Below are 20404 nucleotides of genomic sequence, written 5' to 3' on the forward strand. Positions count from 1 at the left end.
GCGCACATTTGAACAACATCGCTATGAAAAACTGTGCGCGTTGGGCGCTACAGACGAATTCATATTAGGAATAAAAATCTATAATTAACATTAATTACTTACTCGCAAAATGTAACAAAATATTAAACAACTTCTGTTTTGCACAAACATGTAAATAAGGACTTACCCTTAAATACCAAACAAACCGCGGTGTTCACAATTTGATCAAGCGGTTTCGATTTTCGCCGAACGGGCTGTTATTTTTTGGAAAAAAACTAAGAAATGAAACGTTAGAAATAAAAAACGCGCACTTTTTAAACGAAAGTGCGCGTTTCTATTTCAATTTTGAGAAAGTACTGTGACAAATACTTTTGATGATGGTAGTTACAGAGTGCGCCATTCACACATAATGAATTTAGCGCACAACAGAGAAAGTACATTGACTAAAAAAGGAAGTCGCTGCTTACAAGCTGCGTTGCCTTACAATTTCATAAAGACATACGCCTGTAGCCACAGATACATTTAAGCTAGTCACACTGCCCGCCATAGGTAGTTTAACCAGTTCATCACAGGTTTCTTTGGTCAGTCTACGCATACCCTTACCTTCCGCGCCCATCACTAATGCAGCAGGCCCTTTAAGATCTACATCATAAAGCATTTTGTCGGTTTCACCTGCCGTACCCACAACCCATAAGCCTTTGTCTTGCAGGTGTTTCAGTGTTCTAGACAAGTTAGTAACTTGTATTAAAGGCACAACCTCAGCAGCACCACAGGCCACTTTTCTTACTGTGCCGTTCAAACTTGCTGATTTATCTTTAGGTACCACTACCGCGTGAACGCCAGCCCCATCTGCGGTACGCAAACATGCACCTAAGTTATGCGGGTCTGTAATACCGTCTAACACTAACAGTAGTGGCTGTGATTCATTGGCTAAAATTGTGTCTAAGTCTGCTTCGTCTAGAACACGCGCGGGCTTCGCTCTTGCTACTACGCCTTGATGCTGTTCGCCATTCACTTTGTCGTCTAGCGCTTTGCGTTGACAAAACTGAACAGAAATACCGAAACGGCGTGCTTGGTTCACAATGTTGTTTAGACGTTCATCATTTCGCCCTTTTAACACCATTACTTCCATTACACGCTCGGGCTCTTGTTCAAGTACCGACTGCATTGCATGTAAACCATACAACCATTCTTGCTGCGCCATTTAACGCTTACCTCTTTTATTCAGCTTTAATGTTTTGCCACTATTCGCGCCATTTTTACTAGCGCCTTTTGAGCCGCTTCTGGTTTTTGAACCACGTCTCGAACTGCTTTTTGAGTTAGCCTTGCCCTTTACCGGTTCATTAAAATCGCGTTGTTTTTGTCCTCGCGACTTTTTAGCAGTCTTAACCTTTACCTTCTTACCAGAAGTGCCGCGCAGCATAGACTTATCCAACAATAAATCAATCTTTCTTTCATCAAGATTTACCGCAGCAACTTTCACTTCTACGGTATCGCCTAATCGGAACTGGCGATGCCCAGACTCCCCTACTAACGCCTGTTTTACATCGTCGTAGTGATAAAAGTCGTCATCGAGTGATGTGATATGTACAAGCCCGTCTATGTGGTACTCGGTTATACGAATGAACAAGCCGAAGTTCGTTACTGAACTTACAACGCCTTCGAAAGTATCGCCAACGTGGTCAAGCATAAACTCGCACTTAAGCCAGTCGGCAACATCACGGGTCGCATCATCGGCACGGCGTTCAGTCATTGAACACTGTTCACCTAACTGCTCTATTTCTTCAACGGTATAGCTCTTCGCACCGCTAACCGCTTTCTTGCCTTTTTGCTTGGCAATAATACCTTTCAAAGCACGGTGTACGACCAAGTCGGGATAACGTCGAATTGGAGACGTGAAATGCGCATAGGCCTCTAGTGCAAGGCCAAAGTGACCTACATTATCGCCATCGTAAATAGCCTGTTTCATCGAGCGTAGCAGCATGGTCTGAATAAGCTCCTCATCTGCTCGCCCACGCGTTTTCAGTACCACATCAGTAAATGCAGCAGGCTCGGCGTCTTCATTAATACCGTGTGGAATACCTATTTCACTTAAATAGCTTGTGAATGCAGTAAGTCGGTCGGCATCAGGCTTGTCATGCACGCGATACAAGGCGGGAGCCTCATGCTTTTCAAGCATTAGCGCCGCACTTACGTTAGCCATAATCATGCACTCTTCAATAAGCTTATGTGCATCATTTCTAACCAGCGGTACGATGTTTTCTATTTTACGCTGCGCATTGAACACAAATTTCACTTCTTGTGTTTCAAACTCTATAGCACCGCGCTTGGCTCTGGCCTTTTTGAGCGCGCGATAGAGGTCGTGCAAATTACGTAAATGAGGAACGTGTGGTTCGTAACGCTGATGCAGTTCTTTATCACCTTGCAGAATATTCCATACCTTGGTGTAGGTTAGTCGCGCGTGAGAATTCATCACGGCTTCATAGAACTGGAACTCTTGCAGCTTACCCTGTGCGCTAATAGTCATTTCGCACACCATACACAAACGGTCTACTTCAGGGTTAAGTGAACATAGGCCGTTTGAGAGCACTTCAGGTAGCATGGGTATAACTTGGTCTGGAAAATACACCGAGTTACCACGCTGCTGCGCTTCATCGTCTAACGCTGAACCAGTACGTACATAGTGACTTACATCGGCAATAGCTACCCAAAGCTGCCAACCACCGTCATCAAGTGGCTCACAATAAACCGCGTCATCAAAGTCTCTTGCATCTTCTCCGTCTATGGTTACCAATGGAAGTTGGCGTAAATCAATGCGCCCTTCTTTGGCTTCGTCGGGCACTTCACTGGTTAAGCTTTCAATTTGCTTGGTGACGCCTTTAGGCCACTGATGAGGAATATCAAAAGTGCGCAGGGCCATTTCTATTTCCATACCCGGTGCCATATGCTCGCCAAGTACTTCCACAATTTTGCCCACTGGGCTCATTTTACGGCGCGGTCGCTGCGTAATTTCAACCACTACCACCTGGCCCATGCGGGCACCATGCGTACTTTCTGGCGGAATGACAATTTCATGCTGCAATCGGCTGTCGTCGGGCACAACCATGCCGAAGCCTTGCTCAACGAAATATCGGCCAACAATAGGCTCGCTGCGCGGCTCAATAACTTGAGTCACGAACGCTTCTTTGCGCCCACGACGGTCAGTACCACTAATACGTGCTTCGACCACATCATCGTGCATAAACAAGTTCATTTGCCCTGCACTTATGAATAAATCGCCGCTTTTATCTTCTGGGCGCAAGAAACCGTAACCGTCACGATGGCCAATAATACGACCTTTAATTATTTCATCACGGTTTTGAAGTATGTACTTTTTGTGTTTTGTAAATTGAACCTGCCCTTCGCGCTCCATTGCACGCAAGCGACGTTGAATGCCTATTCGCGCGTCTTCGTCGAAAGCATTGACCAAATTACAGATATCTAGAAACGACAGTGGTTTGTCATGTTCTTTTAGCAAGCTCATTAGATATTCTCGGCTTGCTACCGGATTTTCGTACTTCTCTTTCTCGCGCTGATAATGCGGATCATCACTCATGTATTTATAAATTACCTTTAAATTAAACTAGTGGTCGTTTGGTGCACAGTATAACAGTATTGACGCAAAACATTGCGTAGTAATTACGTTCACTGTTGCAATGGCATTAATGTGCTACATCTTAATGAGAGCTATAGTCATTCTCATTAAAAGCATGTACTCTTCAGGTATAAAATATATTGACCTGATACAGCTGGGAACAATGTATCAAGTAACGCTTAAATAAATCTTTAGGGAGATTGCGATGAAAAAAACAATGATGATGCTAACTGCGGTTGGCGCAGCCACACTGTTGAGCGCTTGTAGTGCAGAGCATGGTACAACACAATGTACATCAGCACCTCAGTCTGACTGGCAAAACCAAGAAGCGTTTCAAGCTACGCTACTTGCGCAAGGTTACAAAATTAACGAATTTAAAGTAACTGGCGGCAACTGCTACGAAATTTATGGTTTTGACAAAGAAGAAAACAAAGTTGAGATTTATTTCAACCCTGTTGATGGCAGCATTGTTAAGAAAGAAATGCACTAAGCCTATATATGTATACATTATTGCTTAAAACGCCACGCTTTTACTGTGGCGTTTTTTATTTCAGAAAACATGCGCTATCTTGCGCTTATGACGCTCCGTAGTTTTTAAATAAATGAACCAACAACCTTCACATCAAACTTCTATTCATACAGACCACGTAATTGTTATCTGGGACATACTGGTTCGATTATGCCATTGGGGATTGGTTGCCGCTTTTATCACTAATTATTTTATTGTTGAGCCAGGCAGGCAAATTCATGAAATTGTAGGCTACATCGCAACTGCACTTGTTGCAGTCAGGTTGTTTTGGGGTTTCACCCGCACAAAAGCGTCTTTGGCTAGTTTTAAACACATCGACTTAAGTAAACGTGCATTCAAAACCCACCTTTCTGAATTAAAGGAAAGAAGAGTAAATCCAGAACACGGCCACAACCCGTTCGGTTGGCTAATGGTTTGCCTTATTGTTGTTTTGCTGCTTGGGCTAGGTGTTACCGGCTTTCTGATGGAAGAGATTGATGCTTTGTTTGGAAACAGCACACTTGAGTGGATACACAGCATTATGGCTGATGTGTTGTACGGCTGTGTGCTAGTACATATTATCGCAGTGTTTGCCGTACAGCATGCGGGAAACATTCAGTTGCTTCGCCCTATGCTTACGGGCAGAAGAAAGCGTTAAATCCAGCTGAAGATACAGATGCACAAATTAGTAGCAGGCTATTAATGCTTATAAGGCTCTTTCCTCTGCGTTATTGCCGTCCGCAGAATTAGTTAAAGAGCCACCTTTAATAACGTTTAACTGTCTAAAGGGCGCTTGGCCTCACGAACTGCTTTAGGATGCATCAGCTTTTCAAGTTTGGCTAAATAACCTGCTATTTGTTGGTGCTGCTGTTTATCTGAAGTCACCGAATTGTATAACCAGTGGTACGCATCGACGTAATCGTACGGGCTACCGTAACCCTCTAAAAACAATTCAACCAATCGTATTTGCGCATTTAAATTTTTAAGCGCAGCCGCCTCTCGCAAATAAACCACAGCGCGTTCTTTGTCTTGCTGCACTAAAGTGCCTTTTGAGTAATAGCGACCAAGCTGTTCAAGTGCCGCGGGCAAACCTTGATTAGCAGCATCTTCCATGTAGCCAATACCGCGCTCGGGCGCTTCATCTATACACACGCCCCACGCCAACATATCACCCCAAAGGAATTGATAAGCAGGAATTTTTAGTACATCGGCACGTGCCTCAATGTCTTGTACAAGCTGACAACGATCCTCAACAACCTTATCTAAGTGAGTATTGGCGTTTATCATCTCAATAAGTGCATCTTGACTGTATAACTGCACTGCACGCAGTTCTTCAATGGTTTCACCTTCTAACGCGAAAGAGGGCCTTGTTACAGCGAACAACAAAACGCCGGCAAAAATCATGCTAGCAGAGACATTAGCAACCATCGAAGTAAACAGATTTTGTTTCATAACAAGCGCTCAAACACGAAATACACATATACAAAGAGGGTATCGGCTAAGTATAGAATAACTTAACGCAGTATTGCAGACGAAGCGCTTAAACGAATATTACGCACCCAAGCGCTTCAAATATTTTTTTAAAGACGTATTGTGGTCTATTGACCCTAATGACTGCTTTTACGTGGACATAATGCAGACTGGATATGACGCGCATGGTCGGCAAGGTCAATGCCCAAATCGGTTAAGTAGCCACCATCAGATTGCGTAATTAAGCCTTTTGCGTACAGTCTAGCTGCAGCATTAACCATTGTTTGACTGGCATCGTGATGAATTTTAAGCCCCTGAAGCAGGCTATCGTTTGGAAACTTAAGCAGTAAATTTAACTCGTCGAGCATGTCTTGATCGAATGTTGTCATGTAACCACCTTAGGCAAAGGGTTTAGAGAAAGCGCATGGTCTATGATTTGTTAATGATAAGTTAAGCGCATGTCTCTATATCACACTCAATTGACAGCGCTGTAAAGCGTATTTTTATCTGTAAAACGTTTAATCTCACTTTCCTGCCGCTAACTGATCGGACTTTCGTTTCAAATAGTATATTCTTGCCATAATTACAGATTGTGGATACACCTGCCCAGATGAAGTACAAAGATTTACGCGACTTTATTCGTCAGCTTGAAGCGAAAGGCGAATTGGTGCGCATTAGTCAGCCTATTGATACTGACCTAGAAATGACCGAAATTGCCGACCGCACATTGCGTGCTGGCGGCCCAGCGCTTTTGTTCGAAAACCCTAAGAGCCACGATATGCCGGTACTTGCCAACTTGTTTGGTACGCCACAGCGTGTAGCTATGGGTATGGGACAAGACTCGGTAGAGGCCCTGCGTGAAGTGGGTAAACTGCTTGCGTATTTAAAAGAGCCTGAGCCACCCAAAGGTATAAAAGACCTGTGGGAAAAGCTTCCCGTATTCAAGCAAGTGCTTAATATGCCGGCGAAGGTACTGAAAAAAGCGCCATGCCAAGAAGTGGTATTAACCGGCGACGATGTAGACTTGTCGAAAATTCCGGTTCAGCGTTGCTGGCCTGGTGATGCTGCACCACTAGTAACTTGGGGCTTAAGCGTAACAAAAGGCCCACACAAGAAACGTCAAAACCTAGGTATTTACCGTCAACAGGTTATTGGCAAGAATAAGCTGATAATGCGTTGGTTATCACATCGTGGCGGCGCATTAGATTTTCGCGAGTGGTGTCAAACTCATCCTGGCGAACCTTACCCAGTATCAGTAGCCCTAGGTGCCGACCCAGCTACTATTTTAGGCGCAGTTACACCTGTGCCAGATACGCTTTCTGAATACGCGTTTGCAGGTTTGTTGCGCGGCGATAAAACAGAAGTAGTGAAGTCGATAAGCAACGATTTACAAGTACCGGCAAGTGCTGAAATTGTGCTTGAAGGTTATATTGCGCAAGATGAAACCGCACCAGAAGGGCCTTACGGCGATCACACAGGCTACTACAACGAAGTAGACGACTTCCCGGTGTTCACAGTAACGCACATTACCCATAGAAAAGATCCTATTTATCATTCAACGTACACAGGTCGCCCGCCTGATGAACCAGCCATTCTTGGTGTAGCGTTAAATGAAGTGTTTGTACCTATATTACAAAAGCAGTTCCCAGAAATTGTAGATTTCTACCTTCCACCTGAAGGTTGCTCGTACCGTATGGCGGTAGTGACTATGAAGAAACAATATCCGGGTCATGCAAAACGCGTAATGATGGGGGTTTGGTCTTTCTTGCGACAGTTTATGTACACAAAGTTTGTTATTGTGTGTGATGACGACGTTAATGCGCGCGATTGGAACGATGTTATCTGGGCGATTACCACCCGCATGGACCCTGCACGCGATACCGTAATGATAGAAAACACACCTATTGATTACCTAGACTTTGCATCGCCGGTTTCTGGCCTTGGGTCGAAAATGGGTATGGACGCGACCAATAAAATGCCGGGCGAAACGGACCGCGAGTGGGGCGTACCTATTGTGATGGACGAAGATGTTAAAAAGCGAGTAGATGATATCTGGGACGAACTTGGTATTATGTAGCTTTGGTATTATGTAGCTTTGGTATTATTTAACTACGGCATTAGCTTTAAGTAGTTGAAGTATTTAAAAGCGCTGCATCGCAAATAAGTGCACTACATAGCATGCGCTAGAAAAAGCAAAAGGCGAGACGCTAAATACAAGGTAAAAAGAGAAACCATGTCAGAAATTAAGTGTAAGGTTGCAAGCATCACGCCTTTAACCGACGTTGTATATAAAGTTGAATTAACACCTACCTCACCTGCTACGTTTAAGGCGGGTCAATATGCTATGGCTGTAATGGGTGAAAAAGATATGCGGCCCTTTTCAATTGCCAATGCAGCATTTGACAAAAGCCGAGTAGAGCTGCATATTGGCGCTGAACCAGGCAACAATTATGCTGGCGAAGTGCTTGCCCGTATGCGCGAAGAGGGCGAAATTACGCTTAGCATTGGTCATGGCGATGCGTTTCTTCAAAGCAATGGGCTACCTATGGTGCTTATTGCTGGTGGAACCGGTTTTTCATACACCTACTCTATCTTGCAAGAGCACTTAAATAGCGGCGACAAAACCCCGTTAACGCTATATTGGGGTGGTAAACACGCTTCAGATCTTTACTTAGCAGACGAACTAACTGCGCTTGCTCAAGCACATTCGCACTTTACTTTTGTGCCTGTAGTTGAGTTTGCCAACGACGATTGGACTGGCCGCACAGGCTGGGTTCACCATGCCGCAATGGCCGACCATGCAGACTTTGAAAATGTGCAAGTGTACGTTGCGGGTCGATTTGAAATGTCGAAAGTAGTGCGCGATGACTTCACGCAGCGCGGGCTGAAGCCAGAAAACTTATTTGGCGATGCTTTTGCATTTATTTAGCAAGTAAGGCTATGTTTGAGCCTTCAATAAATAATTGTCAGTAGCCAGCATCATTGCTGGCTTTTTTGTAGGCCTGTTTTCCTTAATACATATTGTTACGTGTGAATTTTTCTATACATTTCGTTTCAATCGACAAACCGCTGAATTCCCCTAAATATTCTCTAAATCGCTGCATTGCGATGACTTGCGTTCTCATACGTTTACTCTAATTGTTCGCTTTGTTCGTATTGGTTATGGTTTGAGCATATACAACGGAGAGAACAATGATAAAAAACCTAACCTCGAAAAAGCCACACAACCTAATTAAAAAACCAGCCATGATGGCTAGCGCCTGTTTAGGTGTATTGTTTTTGCAAACAACGAGTGCTGCTCAGAGCGAGCAAACACAAACGCTTTACGATATAGCCAAGGAAATCTCGCCAGAGCGTATTGAAAGCGACGTTACCACATTAGTCAATTTTGGCACTCGCCATACACTTTCTGAAACAGAGTCAGACACGCGTGGTATCGGTGCAGCAAGGCGGTGGATTAAAGCTGAGTTCGACAAAATATCTGCAGAGTGCGGCGGCTGTCTTGAAGTGTATTTCCAATCGGATGTGATTAGCGGCGAAAAGCGCATTCCCGACCCGGTAGAAGTAAAAAGTGTTATCGCTATTCAACGCGGCACCACCGATCCGGATCGCTACGTAATCATGTCAGGCGATATCGACTCACGTGTTAGCGATGTAATGGATTACACGTCAGATGCACCAGGCGCTAATGACAATGCGTCGGGCGTAGCAGGTACTCTTGAAGCGGCGCGCGTATTAAGCAAGTACAAGTTTAACGGCAGTATTGTATACGCAGCCCTTGCAGGTGAGGAACAGGGCTTGTTTGGTGGCCGTATTATGGCAGAACAAGCAAAAGAAGACGGCTGGCGCATTAAGGCCGTATTAAATAACGATATGATTGGCAATATTGAAGGCGTAAACGGTGTTATTAACAATACCACTGCACGCATTTTTGCAGAAGGCACCCGTGTTACTGAAACCGAAGCAGAAGCGCGCCGTCGCCGCTTCACAGGTGGTGAAGTAGACTCTCCTAGCCGCAATTTGGCGCGCTACATCGATAAAATTGCCGACCAATATATTGAGAACCTCGATACCATGGTGGTTTACCGCCTCGATCGTTTTGGTCGCGGTGGGCATCATCGCCCGTTTAACGACTTAGGCTACCCTGGCATTCGTATTATGGAAACGAATGAAAACTACACGCGACAGCATCAAGATTTGCGTACCGAAGACGGCATTAAATACGGCGATACGTTAGACGGCGTTAACTTCGATTATGCAGCTAAACTTACAGGATTAAATGCGGTATCACTTGCAGCAATGGCGTGGGCGCCAAATCCACCTAAGGGCGTTAAAATAAAAGGCGCGGTACAGCCATCTACCACCTTGAGTTGGGATGCCCTTGACGAGACTCAAAACCCACAATTGAAGGGTTATAAAATTTACTGGCGACACACCGACGATCCACAGTGGGAGTACAGTAAATTTGTGGGTAACGTGACCGAGGCTACGCTGGAAAACATTGTTATCGACAACTATTTCTTCGGCGTTGCTAGTGTAAACAACCATGACGTAGAAAGCGTGGTGGTCTATCCTGGCCCTGCTGGCAGCTTTGGTGAATAGGGCATTTTTAACCAGAAAAGCCATTAAAAAAACGTGCGGCTACAAGGTGTAGTCGCTTACGTTTTATTAATACTCTCGCAAATAGCGCCATTGGATTAAACCATCCATCTGCATTACAGTGTACAAAGTGCATGTATGCAGTATGGAGACAACATCTTGCCCCTTAAATCGCTACTTATCTTTACATCAAGATCAATTCAGGCAATGACAGTGTTAGGCTTTACCTTATGTCTGTTGCCAGCAATGTCTGCTCAAGCCAAAACGCAATTAGCCGCTTCCCCTTTCGAAACTTACGTAAGTGACAATGGCGAGCCCTCAAGAGCTACCGATATCGCAGCAGACGCCTTTCGCAGAGCGGGTATAGATGTAGAACTTAAGATAATGCGAGATGCATTTTTAGGTAGCGCGGTGCTTACTGGCAAGGTAGATGGAGAATTTGCATTTATAGATTTAGGAAAAGATAAAGACGATTTTTTATTATCGGATATCTATCTACCAATTTACTTATACGCGTTAGGTAAAACCAGTAACGTACAGAATGTACAACGTTTTTCTCATTTAAAAGACAATCGTGTGGCCATTGAAAACCGCTTCGCGAACACACCCAATTTCCGCCTATTGAAAGAGGTAAAATGGTCGCGTAATCCTTCTTCGTTCGATGCTTTCAAGCAGCTTGCCGATGACCGTGCTCCTTACCTTGTAACCACCGCGTTGCTGGCAACAGAATTCAATAAACTATTACTTAACGACAATGAAGAACTACTTCATTTTTCTGCTTCACCTTTGGCCACGACAGGTTTTCAAATCGCCCTTCGCAAAAATGTGAGTAATGCTAAACAAATCATCGATAGTTTTAACGCAGCCATTGTTGATATGCAGAGACAAGGTGTTATGAATCAACATTTAGCACTTGAATGGTTAACGAAAGATATCGATGGAGACGGTACCGCAGACTTTATTGGTCATTCATCAATAACACACAAGAACAGTGAATTGACGGGTGCTTATTCACTTGATGGTGTACCAACTTCAGACGAAAGCCACTACTATATTGATGGTAAAAAATTTACGTCTATAAAGGCCGTTCAAGACGTGCTCAGGCAACAGCCCCCAATTAATCGCCAGTTGTCATTGCTTGATGCCACCACCTACAAACAGCTAATTCAAAGGTGGTAGCAACACTAAGCGCTATTTGTTCTTAAAAAAACAGCAGCTAAAAGCAAAGCGCTTAGGATAGTAAAAGCCTAGCGCCGATTTTTATCCGGCGAATACATCTCCAAGATGGTGAGTAGCTCTTCACCATCAACAGGTTTCGATACGTAGTTGGAAAACCCAGCTTTCAGTGCCTTCACACGGTCAGAGGTATAGGCGTATGCAGTCAGCGCTACAGCGTTAAGCTTTGCTATTTCCGGAATTTGGCTAGCTCTTACTTTGGTAACAAGCCCAAGGCCATCAAGTTCAGGCATACCGATATCGCTTAGTAATAGGTCAAATGCACCTGGCATATCGTTTATTTCTTTCCAAGCTAAAAGGCCATTTTTCACCACGTTTACACGAGCGCCGTTGGACTCTAAGAACAACTTTATAAAGTCGCGCGCATCAGCCTCATCTTCCGCCACCAAAATACGCAGCCCTTCTAGGCGAAGCGATTTCGTTAAATCACTAATTTGCGAGTTCTTCGTCTCAATAATGTCTTCTTGCAAACTAAGCGGAGCTATGGGTAGCGACACAAAGAAAGTCGTACCACTGTTTGGCCCGTCACTGTGTGCATAAATTTCACCGCCGTGCATTTCAACAAGACTTTTAACGATAGATAAGCCCAGTCCTAACCCATGACGGTTATGCTCATTTTTCCCTTGATAAAATCGCTCGAATACATGCGAAAGCTGTTCCTGAGTCATGCCTTTGCCGTTATCTCTCACTCGGAACAGGTAATTTGAGTGCTCGCGTTTGCCTCGCACGTGCACCGTGCCGCCCTTGGCAGTAAATTTGAGGGCGTTACTAAGCAAATTATTTACCACCTGCTTTATACGCAGGCTATCGCCGAGTATTTGCGTATGGCTGTCGTCGCAGTGAATAGAAAGCTGAATATTCTTACTAGCAAAACCCGCTTCAAACGACTTTGACACTTCCGATATGGCGTCTGCAATATTAAGCGAATGCGTGCTAAGCTTCATGGTGCCTGAAATAATGCGTGATAAATCCAATATATCGTTTATCAGCGCTGCCTGTGTTGATGCAGCGCGCTTGATTACACCTAATGCGTCAGTCATACGCTCAACATTGGTTACATCCATTAGTGCTAAATCAGTCCAGCCTACAATGGAATTTAAGGGCGAGCGCAGCTCGTGAGAAATACTGGCAAGAAAATGGTCTTTTGCTTTATCAAGCTCTTCAAGCTTACTAATTTGTTTATCAAGCGACGCTTTTAAGCTCAACGCGTAAGGAATAAATAAGTGGTCGAAGCCTTCAATAATTAGTTTGTCGTCTTCAGTCCAGTCGAGGGCTTCATCGGCTACACTTTGCAAATAAGTATCAAATGAATTTCTTGGTGTAAGCGACTTTGACACATCTTTATTCGCGGCTTCTTTACCCGCCCAACGAATGGTTTTGTCGCGCTGCTCTCTAAACCATACGGTGTAATAACCAAGTTTAGAGGATACGCATGATATGTAGATTCCCCGTATGCCGTTCAGGTCGTTATTTTGAATGATATCGTCAGTTAAACGATTAATAGCAACAGACTGTTCTGGCTGCGTTATCGCAAATTTGTCTAATAACAACTCAAGGGTTTTATCTGAAGGTGTAATACCAACACTGTAGCGACCTGACGGTGTTACCACGGCCATTCCGCACGACTCAGTAACAGAGAGCAAGTCGCCTTCTTTTTGAGTAATTGCCTCAAGAGGGTTTGCAAACGTAGTTAGCTGATGAACAATACTGTTTAATTTGCGCTGCCTAGATTGAAATTGCTCTTTCTTTTCGTGCAGCGCTTTTGTGTGCAGCTGCCATGCGTAAAGATGCCCTAGCGATTCGCACACCAAACGCTTCTTTTGGTCGATATAAATAGGTTCATGATTGTGACAGGCCAATAAACCCCATAATTTACCTTCAAATACCAAAGAAACCGAGAAGGACGATCTTACCCCCATGTTCTTTAAATATTGGATATGGAGCGGTGATACCGAGCGAACCATCGACATGGACAAATCCAGTGGAGCACGATTTCCGTTATCGATTTTTGGCAGCAAACCAATAGGCGCTTCTTCAACATCATAAACGCATCGTACCCGGTTACTCAGGTAAAGCTCGCGTGCTTGTTTCGGGATATCCGACGCGGGAAACTTTAACCCTTTGAAAGAACGCTCGCTTTTAGTTGCTTCCCCAATCACTTCACCACTGTATTTCTCGTCAAAACGGTACACCATTACCGAACTAAACCCGATGTAGCTTTGAAATACCTTTGCTATAGCGTCTGCCACATCACCAATAGCCTCGCAGTTTTCAACATCAGGAAGTAACGGACGAACATCCATATCCATAGGCACCCACTGCTGGGCCGCCTCATGAGTTAATTGCGGTGTGGGCTCTAGTTCAATCACTAATAACCCATCAGAGTCAAATGCAACACCACTTCCTTCTTTATCCCAATCTTCAAGGTGCAGTGCGTTCTCTGCGAATTTCCATTGGTAAGCGCGGCGTAATTTTCCACCTTCAATTGATTCGTAAATATTTTGAAACGTGCGAGAATCGGGCGTAGGAATGTCGATAAGCTCTGTAATTAGCGTTTCACCAGGCACGATATCAACTTTGAAAAGCTCATTGATATTGCTGCTAACAACCTGAATGCGCTTGTCGCGTGGGTTTAAAGCAATGACATAGCCAAAACTTTGCACGCTTTCAATAAGGTGTATGGCTTCGTCTTCACAATTCTGAAGGGTAGGTTTATTGTGCACGCTCATTTTATACGCCGTGATCTATTTTTAAGTGTCTATGGTGAAGCAGAACACTGTTTTGTTCAAACAGTATCAGCTAAGCTTTTGAATTAGAATAACAATCAAGAATTTCTAATATACGCCAGATTTACTTACTAATGGTAAATGTCGTATTTTTTTTAGAATATGATTACGCTATAGAGAATTTTAAGCTTTAATACTTTAGTCTAAAATTCAGTCTGCACTTTTAATAACAATTATAGATATTACAGACACTTGGCTACGGTTTGAAATTATGTTGGTGCATGTAGCTTTAAAAAAGCAAAAAGCAGCACGCGACCTCCCTCTAGCGCTGCTTCTGCTTGTAACAAGCGGGTTTTATGATTTTACTCACGAGATCCCACAAGCCCTAACGCACTGAGCATTAAAATCAACAGACTAATTGGCTCCAACACTTCAGTAGCATTAGGGTTAACAAAAGTACTGCTATTAGATAACGTGTTCCAGATTGAGAAACTTGCACTGTCGTCTATGCTGTTTAGCATGTTAGTGACTGCATCTGAAATGAACATTCTGTAGGAAATCGTTAATGAATCGAATAGCTTCGTACCATCAAAAGCTATAGAGTCTGGCCCTGCATGTGTGAAACTAAAAAGGAGCTAACGACCAAGTTCGTATTCATCAAAAACCTAATGGCGATGAACAAGAAGAGTTATAGCTGCGACAATAACCGTAGTTATACGCACACAATATGGAGCAAGTATGGAGCCGTGTTCTCACTGCCAATCGGCACTATATGTTTTGTTCGCTTTAAAAGCTTCCACTTCTAGCGGCGCGTCATCGTAACCATATTCAGCCATATCGAAGAAGTGCTGAGTCACCACGCTATCTAAACTCGCCCTCTCAATTTGCAAAACGTGAACTAATTCATGCGCCAACTTAGGCCTGTTGAGTTCAAAATCTTTACGGGAGTAAATTGAGTATCCAAATACTTGAGCATTATTAATAATACCCTCACCCACAAGGCCAACGGCTTCACCGAAAACTTTTAATGCATAATTTTCGTACGGGTAAGGCACTTCATCAACATACACAATACGTACTTTTTCAGGGTGCTTGATGCCAATTTCAGCTGCTAGTAGTAACTCTTTTTCATTTAATGGCGTACCTTTTTCTTGGCCCTTTAGCTCTGTTTCATGTGCCCATTCAATATATTGCGGCAATAAAACACTCGCTATTATCCTTTTATAGGAAAATACAGCAATTACCACTAAAACAATGAAGGTAACTGCTAAAATTTTAGGTGCTTTCATGTTGTTCAAAATCCTTTTTTATGTAACAAGGCTGGCTTGCCCCTAATTACTTATCCATAACAAGCTTATTACTTTCCCGTCTAACTCTTGGAAAAGATAGAATGTTAAACGGTTCATAAGCACCACAGGCATTCAAAAATGCATTTACCTGCTCCTGCTTTTCTTCATTTAACCCATTGAAAATATCAAGAATTCGCTGATACTTCCATACAGAAAACGTCGTTATCGATCTACTACCTTCAGCTCCATTAATACAGAAGGGATGCTGACCAATCATCCGTGGAATAGCTGTATCAGCGTTTTGTTTTGACCATACTGAAAACGCAGACAGTGTATCTTGCACAACGGGCCAGTGATCCCTGAAAAGCAACTGCAGAATAGGCAAAAGCGTATCTGGAATGGCATCATCAGCTAGCCAGTCGCCTACCTCGGTGGGCGTAACATTCATACGATTAATCCAAGCTTCAACGTTAGGCGCTTTCGCTTTTATGAACTGACTGGGATATGGATCTAAATACAAGTGCGCGTACAAAGGCCCCATAAGCCCAAAATCACCCACACTGGCAGCGCTACCAAGTAAATAGTCGTGCTTAGCAAAGTGAGCATCCAGCAACGGGAGCAATTCGCTCTCGTACCATTGCTCCAACGCCGGTATTGTTTTCTCAGTAATACCAAGAAGGGGCACAAACCCTTTAAACTTGCTCCCCACTTTCTTACCCAAAAATCTTCGGATAAACGCTGGCCAACCAGGCAACACTACAGAGCCAAAATGACCATAAATATAATCGTCGTTATCTTTATTCCATCGGTAGTGCATGGCGGGCAAGAGAAGCCATTCGTCGCCATAAAACTCAAATAGTTGAGACACTATGCGCTGCTTTGGTGTGGGTGGGTAAACAGGTCGTTGGGGGAGCTGAGTTTCGATAGCGTCAATTATTTCTGCTGTATCTTGAATATATTGCCCGTCAGGCGTTTTAACTACCGGAATAAAACGCACGCCGGTATTGGGTACGATAATGCGCTTGTAGACTTTTAATGATGAAAAAACCTCTTTATAGGGGACGTTTTTGTAACGCAAATACGCACGAGCTTTGCCGGTATATAAAGAAAAAAGTGCGCCATAAAGGGTGTAGTGCTCTGTCATTACAAGTACCTGAAACTAAGATGATTTCTTATTGTTATCAGAAAGCGCGAAACAATACTATTCACATGCTGTTATGAAGAAATATTCAGCGTTTCTACAAAAAGAGTGCGGAAGGTTTTATCGACGGAGCTGCAGGCAAGGTCGGCGCTTACAAAAGCAGCGCTGACAAAAAGTTTGAAGTGATAGTGCGCTAGGCATAAAGAAATATCAAACTATGCAAAACTAATAAAAAGTCGGTTAACTTTTTCTTCGACAGTGCATCTAGAGAAAAGGTAGTGCTGCGGAAATCACACAATTCGAAACATCAAAATATGTAATTTCTACAGCATTTAAGGCATAGCGTTTACCGTTTTGCTGGGCAATTGGCGCTATCAATAATTATCTACCAAGATGTCTAATTACTGGCTAACTAGCCATGATATCTCCGCCCTCTCCTAGCAGCGATAATTATGATTAGTAACAAAACACTCATACTACTAAATGCCCCTCCCCCTGACTCAGATGCAGAAGAAACTGGTTGGGTAGCAGGATTTTGGGTTCTACTAGGATCCAAAGGATACGCGTCACTGCCATCTGCTACACCATCCCCATCATCGTCAGTATCTTCGTTATTTCCAATGCCATCGCCGTCGGTGTCGGTATCTTCATTCGGATTTAATGGAAAAGCATCTTCCTCATCATTTACACCATCGTTGTCATCATCGGTATCTTCGTTGTTTCCAATGCCATCACCGTCGGTATCCGTATCTTCATTCGGATTTAATGGGAAAGCATCGTCCTCATCATTCACACCATCGTTGTCGTCGTCAGTGTCTTCATTGTTTCCAACGCCATCACCGTCGGTATCCGTATCTTCATTCGGATTTAATGGAAAAGCATCTTCCTCATCATTCACACCATCGTTGTCATCATCGGTATCTTCGTTGTTTCCGATGCCATCACCGTCGGTATCCGTATCTTCATTCGGGTTTAATGGAAAAGCATCTTCTTCATCATTCACACCGTCGTTGTCATCATCGGTATCTTCGTTATTTCCAATGCCATCGCCGTCGGTATCAGTATCTTCGGCGGCGTCATATGGGAAAGCGTCTACTTCATCAGCCACGCCATCATTATCATCATCTGGATCATCTACATCAATGATACCATCGAAGTCAAAATCGACATCAAGCAGATAAGATGAGTGCGATTTTAACGTAACAGTGCGTCTTTGTCTGAATGAGCGACCTACTTCAAGTCCGATATCATATTCAACCCCCTCAAGATAATTAGGAAGGTCTCCATAATTAAACTCGATAACGCTTTTGTTCTCGTAAAACACAATCTGTAGAAATGGCGATGATTGATTTTCGTGGTAGTGCGTTGCGCTATATTCTGCGATTAATTGTCGATTACCTTCATCACCCTTCATATGCAAACGAGTGTAAACATTATCCGACGTATTCTTAGGTGCTGCATATATTCGAAAACTATTAAGTCTTTTATCAACCAGAATGTTGGAATCGTAAATCGCGTTTGACGTTTCTGGATGTTCAAATTTAGACGTACTGAGAATATTGCTTGTATTAGAATTTTTAATCGATAACTCGAACCGACTTTCGTTCGTCCCAACCTCTGAGCTAATTTGCCGCGTCGTGTTTATCCCCAAGTAACCAAATGGATACTCGTAAAAAGACTTGCTAATATCAGTACCTAACCCGCCTAGCCTTAAATTTTCCGTATCTTGCCACATTACATGCCTTGCATCTGTGGTATCCACCCAGGATGAATCTTCCTGTCGCACGGGGTGGTAGTCATAAAAAACAAAGACGGGTAAGTTGTCATCAAACTCGTTTTTAAGTATTGTTTTACCAACATTATTTGGTTGATAGGTGAGTATTCCTAAACCATCCCCAGCAAATCGATCACCAAAGCTACCGTCGTCAACCGAGATAAACGTATTACCCGCTATATCATCAACCAGCGTGTAAGCATCTCCTGGCTCTTCACAGTTTAGACTTTTTGTTCTGATTCTTAATTCTTCATTAACAACCATGAATACTGCTTCATTGGTTGCTGGTAATAACCGTCTCTGTAGTAATTTATTGCGACAATCTAACGCGCCTTCTCCCTCATTCAATAGACTAAGAATTCCAGCACCTGAAGTGTTATGCGTGCGCACAGGACTTAGAACATATTCATCAAATGAACCGCCAGATGTAATAGCGTTGGCGATTTTCCAGGCCGGCCAATCGTTATTGTGTGATTTGATTATACCTGCTAAAGCGGAAAGAATTGCCTGCCCAGCATTGGGTGGATAAGTGTAGTCATAACCGTTTTTCCACACGCTATCTTCAATAGCCCAAACCTTCAATCCATCGATATAGGTCTCATTCCCGCTAATACTCAGTCGAAATTGAATTTTGGAATCAGGCAAAATTGGCGTATCAAAATTACGTTCTAGGTCTAATTGCGCCGTATACAGATCCCACACCCCCCGTGCACTCAAAAAATCAGAATTAAAATATATCCATTGCTCTGAATCATCTACCCTGAACTCTATCCTAACTTCCCCTCCCCTTTGATATATTGGGTTACCGTCTTGGTTGTAACCATTCAATGCTTTGTTTCTTTTGAGACTTACATCAATCATCAAAGAAGATGTAGTCACCGTTGATAAATCGACGTGAGGAAAGATAATTTCTGACTGGCCGCCGTCGTTTGATAAAGCGGGTATATGCCACGCCAACAATTGCGGATTATCAGGATGCTCAACAATGTCAATAAATGGAGACTTAATAACGCGTTCATCTTCAGGCGTTACATCAAAAATATATGTTCCGTTTGACTCTATTTTATCAAACGGTGTGGTGGTCATGACATCTCCGACAATGACAGAAGTTGTGGCAACTTTACCGTAGTTGCTAGCCAGCTCAAGAGACCGGCTTAACCTAGTTGCCGCCACCATGTTAGGGCTATTCAGTCCAAGTGGATAGGTTGGTAAATAATCAAGGGTCAGTTCAGTGTTATCTATGGGTTCAGGTACACCATTGATCCAAAGAAAGTCATTTTCTTCAATTTTTTCAATCAATTGCATAAACAACTTGAGATTTTTTTCCACCTCAAGAAAATAGTGATATGGATGTTCAAAGTATGTGCTTGAAATCGCAAAGATGTTAACCGAGTTTTTCTTCAAGCTAATAGCGTAATTGATACATTCATTTAGAATGGTTATCTGCTGTGCCAACTCCAATTCATTGAAGTCTTCGTTCACTTGACAACCAACAATTTTGGTATTTGGCGCAATACCACGTATACCGACTCCGTTATCTACGGTAGCGCCTATTATACCGGCAACATTTGTTCCCCACCCATTTTCATCGGTAAAGTTTCCATTTTTCGTTCCGGTATTTATGCCGTGTATATCGTCGATGTAGCCATTACCATCATTATCTATACCATCACCAGGGACTTCTTGTGTATTGGTCCAGAAAGCCCCCTCCAGGTCTTCGTGATCGGTTTTTAATCCATTTGTGATCAGCATCAGAACATTCTCTTCGCCAAGACCTAGTTGAGCTTCGGCTCTAAGAACCCCTAAGTTAAAATTAGAGAAATCCGATGGTACGCTGTTTCCCTCGAACTGCCACTGCCTGTAAAACAAAGGGTCGCTTGTCGCGTGGAGAGTTTTTGGGGTAACAATTGTTAGAAAAGAGAAGGAGAGTAAACTAAGGGAGATTAACCGTTGTGCTAGTGACAAAACAAAGTCCTTTTTATATATACCAATGCATGGGTTTCTATTAAACCCACAGGAAAATACAGCAAAGCTAAAATCATTGCCAG

The 20404-nt window shown here is 43.3% G+C and carries 15 protein-coding genes; 6 read left to right on the forward strand and 9 right to left on the reverse strand.

Translation table 11 applies throughout. The annotated features are described in order from the left end of the window. Positions 1-442: 442 nt before the first annotated feature. Both rlmB and rnr read right to left on the reverse strand, forming a co-directional pair. Positions 443-1183 (reverse strand): 23S rRNA (guanosine(2251)-2'-O)-methyltransferase RlmB, encoded by a 741-nt coding sequence (gene rlmB, locus ACGHAV_RS15105; protein WP_390382428.1) that lies wholly within the window; start codon positions 1181-1183, stop codon positions 443-445. Then, on the reverse strand, positions 1184-3574 hold the full coding sequence (gene rnr / locus ACGHAV_RS15110) for a ribonuclease R (RefSeq protein ID WP_390382431.1): 2391 nt from the start codon (positions 3572-3574) through the stop codon (positions 1184-1186). 244 nt (positions 3575-3818) lie between these two features. Between rnr and ACGHAV_RS15115 the strand changes: the two genes are divergently transcribed. After that, positions 3819-4103, forward strand: a complete 285-nt coding sequence (locus ACGHAV_RS15115; RefSeq protein WP_390382434.1) for a PepSY domain-containing protein — start codon at positions 3819-3821, stop codon at positions 4101-4103. Between the two features lie 112 nt (positions 4104-4215). Continuing rightward, complete coding sequence (locus tag ACGHAV_RS15120; RefSeq protein WP_390382437.1) at positions 4216-4779, forward strand: cytochrome b/b6 domain-containing protein; 564 nt, start codon at positions 4216-4218, stop codon at positions 4777-4779. 116 nt (positions 4780-4895) lie between these two features. On the opposite strand, the gene ACGHAV_RS15125 is transcribed toward ACGHAV_RS15120, so the two are convergent. Then, positions 4896-5525 (reverse strand): tetratricopeptide repeat protein, encoded by a 630-nt coding sequence (locus ACGHAV_RS15125; protein WP_390382666.1) that lies wholly within the window; start codon positions 5523-5525, stop codon positions 4896-4898. A 203-nt stretch (positions 5526-5728) separates the two neighbouring features. Further along, positions 5729-5980, reverse strand: a complete 252-nt coding sequence (locus tag ACGHAV_RS15130; protein WP_334015722.1) for a TIGR02647 family protein — start codon at positions 5978-5980, stop codon at positions 5729-5731. A 221-nt stretch (positions 5981-6201) separates the two neighbouring features. On the opposite strand from ACGHAV_RS15130, the gene ubiD reads away from it, so the two are divergent. The 4 genes from ubiD to ACGHAV_RS15150 all read left to right on the forward strand — a co-directional run bounded on the left by ubiD (position 6202) and on the right by ACGHAV_RS15150 (position 11369). Further along, on the forward strand, positions 6202-7668 hold the full coding sequence (gene ubiD / locus ACGHAV_RS15135; protein ID WP_390382440.1) for a 4-hydroxy-3-polyprenylbenzoate decarboxylase: 1467 nt from the start codon (positions 6202-6204) through the stop codon (positions 7666-7668). Positions 7669-7824: 156 nt separating this feature from the next. Then, positions 7825-8520, forward strand: a complete 696-nt coding sequence (fre, locus tag ACGHAV_RS15140) for an NAD(P)H-flavin reductase (protein WP_390382443.1) — start codon at positions 7825-7827, stop codon at positions 8518-8520. Positions 8521-8840: 320 nt separating this feature from the next. Next, entirely contained in the window at positions 8841-10193 is a 1353-nt protein-coding gene (locus ACGHAV_RS15145; protein ID WP_390382669.1) for a M28 family metallopeptidase, read from the forward strand. Between the two features lie 135 nt (positions 10194-10328). Then, complete coding sequence (locus ACGHAV_RS15150; protein ID WP_390382446.1) at positions 10329-11369, forward strand: substrate-binding periplasmic protein; 1041 nt, start codon at positions 10329-10331, stop codon at positions 11367-11369. Positions 11370-11437: 68 nt separating this feature from the next. Here ACGHAV_RS15150 and ACGHAV_RS15155 read toward each other — a convergent pair whose 3' ends face one another. The 5 genes from ACGHAV_RS15155 to ACGHAV_RS15175 all read right to left on the reverse strand — a co-directional run bounded on the left by ACGHAV_RS15155 (position 11438) and on the right by ACGHAV_RS15175 (position 20321). After that, entirely contained in the window at positions 11438-14155 is a 2718-nt protein-coding gene (locus ACGHAV_RS15155; protein ID WP_390382449.1) for an ATP-binding protein, read from the reverse strand. A 359-nt stretch (positions 14156-14514) separates the two neighbouring features. Then, complete coding sequence (locus ACGHAV_RS15160; protein ID WP_390382452.1) at positions 14515-14700, reverse strand: hypothetical protein; 186 nt, start codon at positions 14698-14700, stop codon at positions 14515-14517. Positions 14701-14904: 204 nt separating this feature from the next. Continuing rightward, complete coding sequence (locus ACGHAV_RS15165) at positions 14905-15441, reverse strand: hypothetical protein (protein ID WP_390382455.1); 537 nt, start codon at positions 15439-15441, stop codon at positions 14905-14907. Between the two features lie 46 nt (positions 15442-15487). Next, entirely contained in the window at positions 15488-16585 is a 1098-nt protein-coding gene (locus tag ACGHAV_RS15170; RefSeq protein WP_390382458.1) for a glutathione S-transferase family protein, read from the reverse strand. Between the two features lie 409 nt (positions 16586-16994). After that, complete coding sequence (locus tag ACGHAV_RS15175) at positions 16995-20321, reverse strand: S8 family serine peptidase (protein WP_390382461.1); 3327 nt, start codon at positions 20319-20321, stop codon at positions 16995-16997. Between the last annotated feature and the right edge of the window lie 83 nt (positions 20322-20404).

The sequence above is a fragment of the Alteromonas sp. MTD1 genome (assembly GCF_042848195.1).
Taxonomy (GTDB): domain Bacteria; phylum Pseudomonadota; class Gammaproteobacteria; order Enterobacterales; family Alteromonadaceae; genus Alteromonas.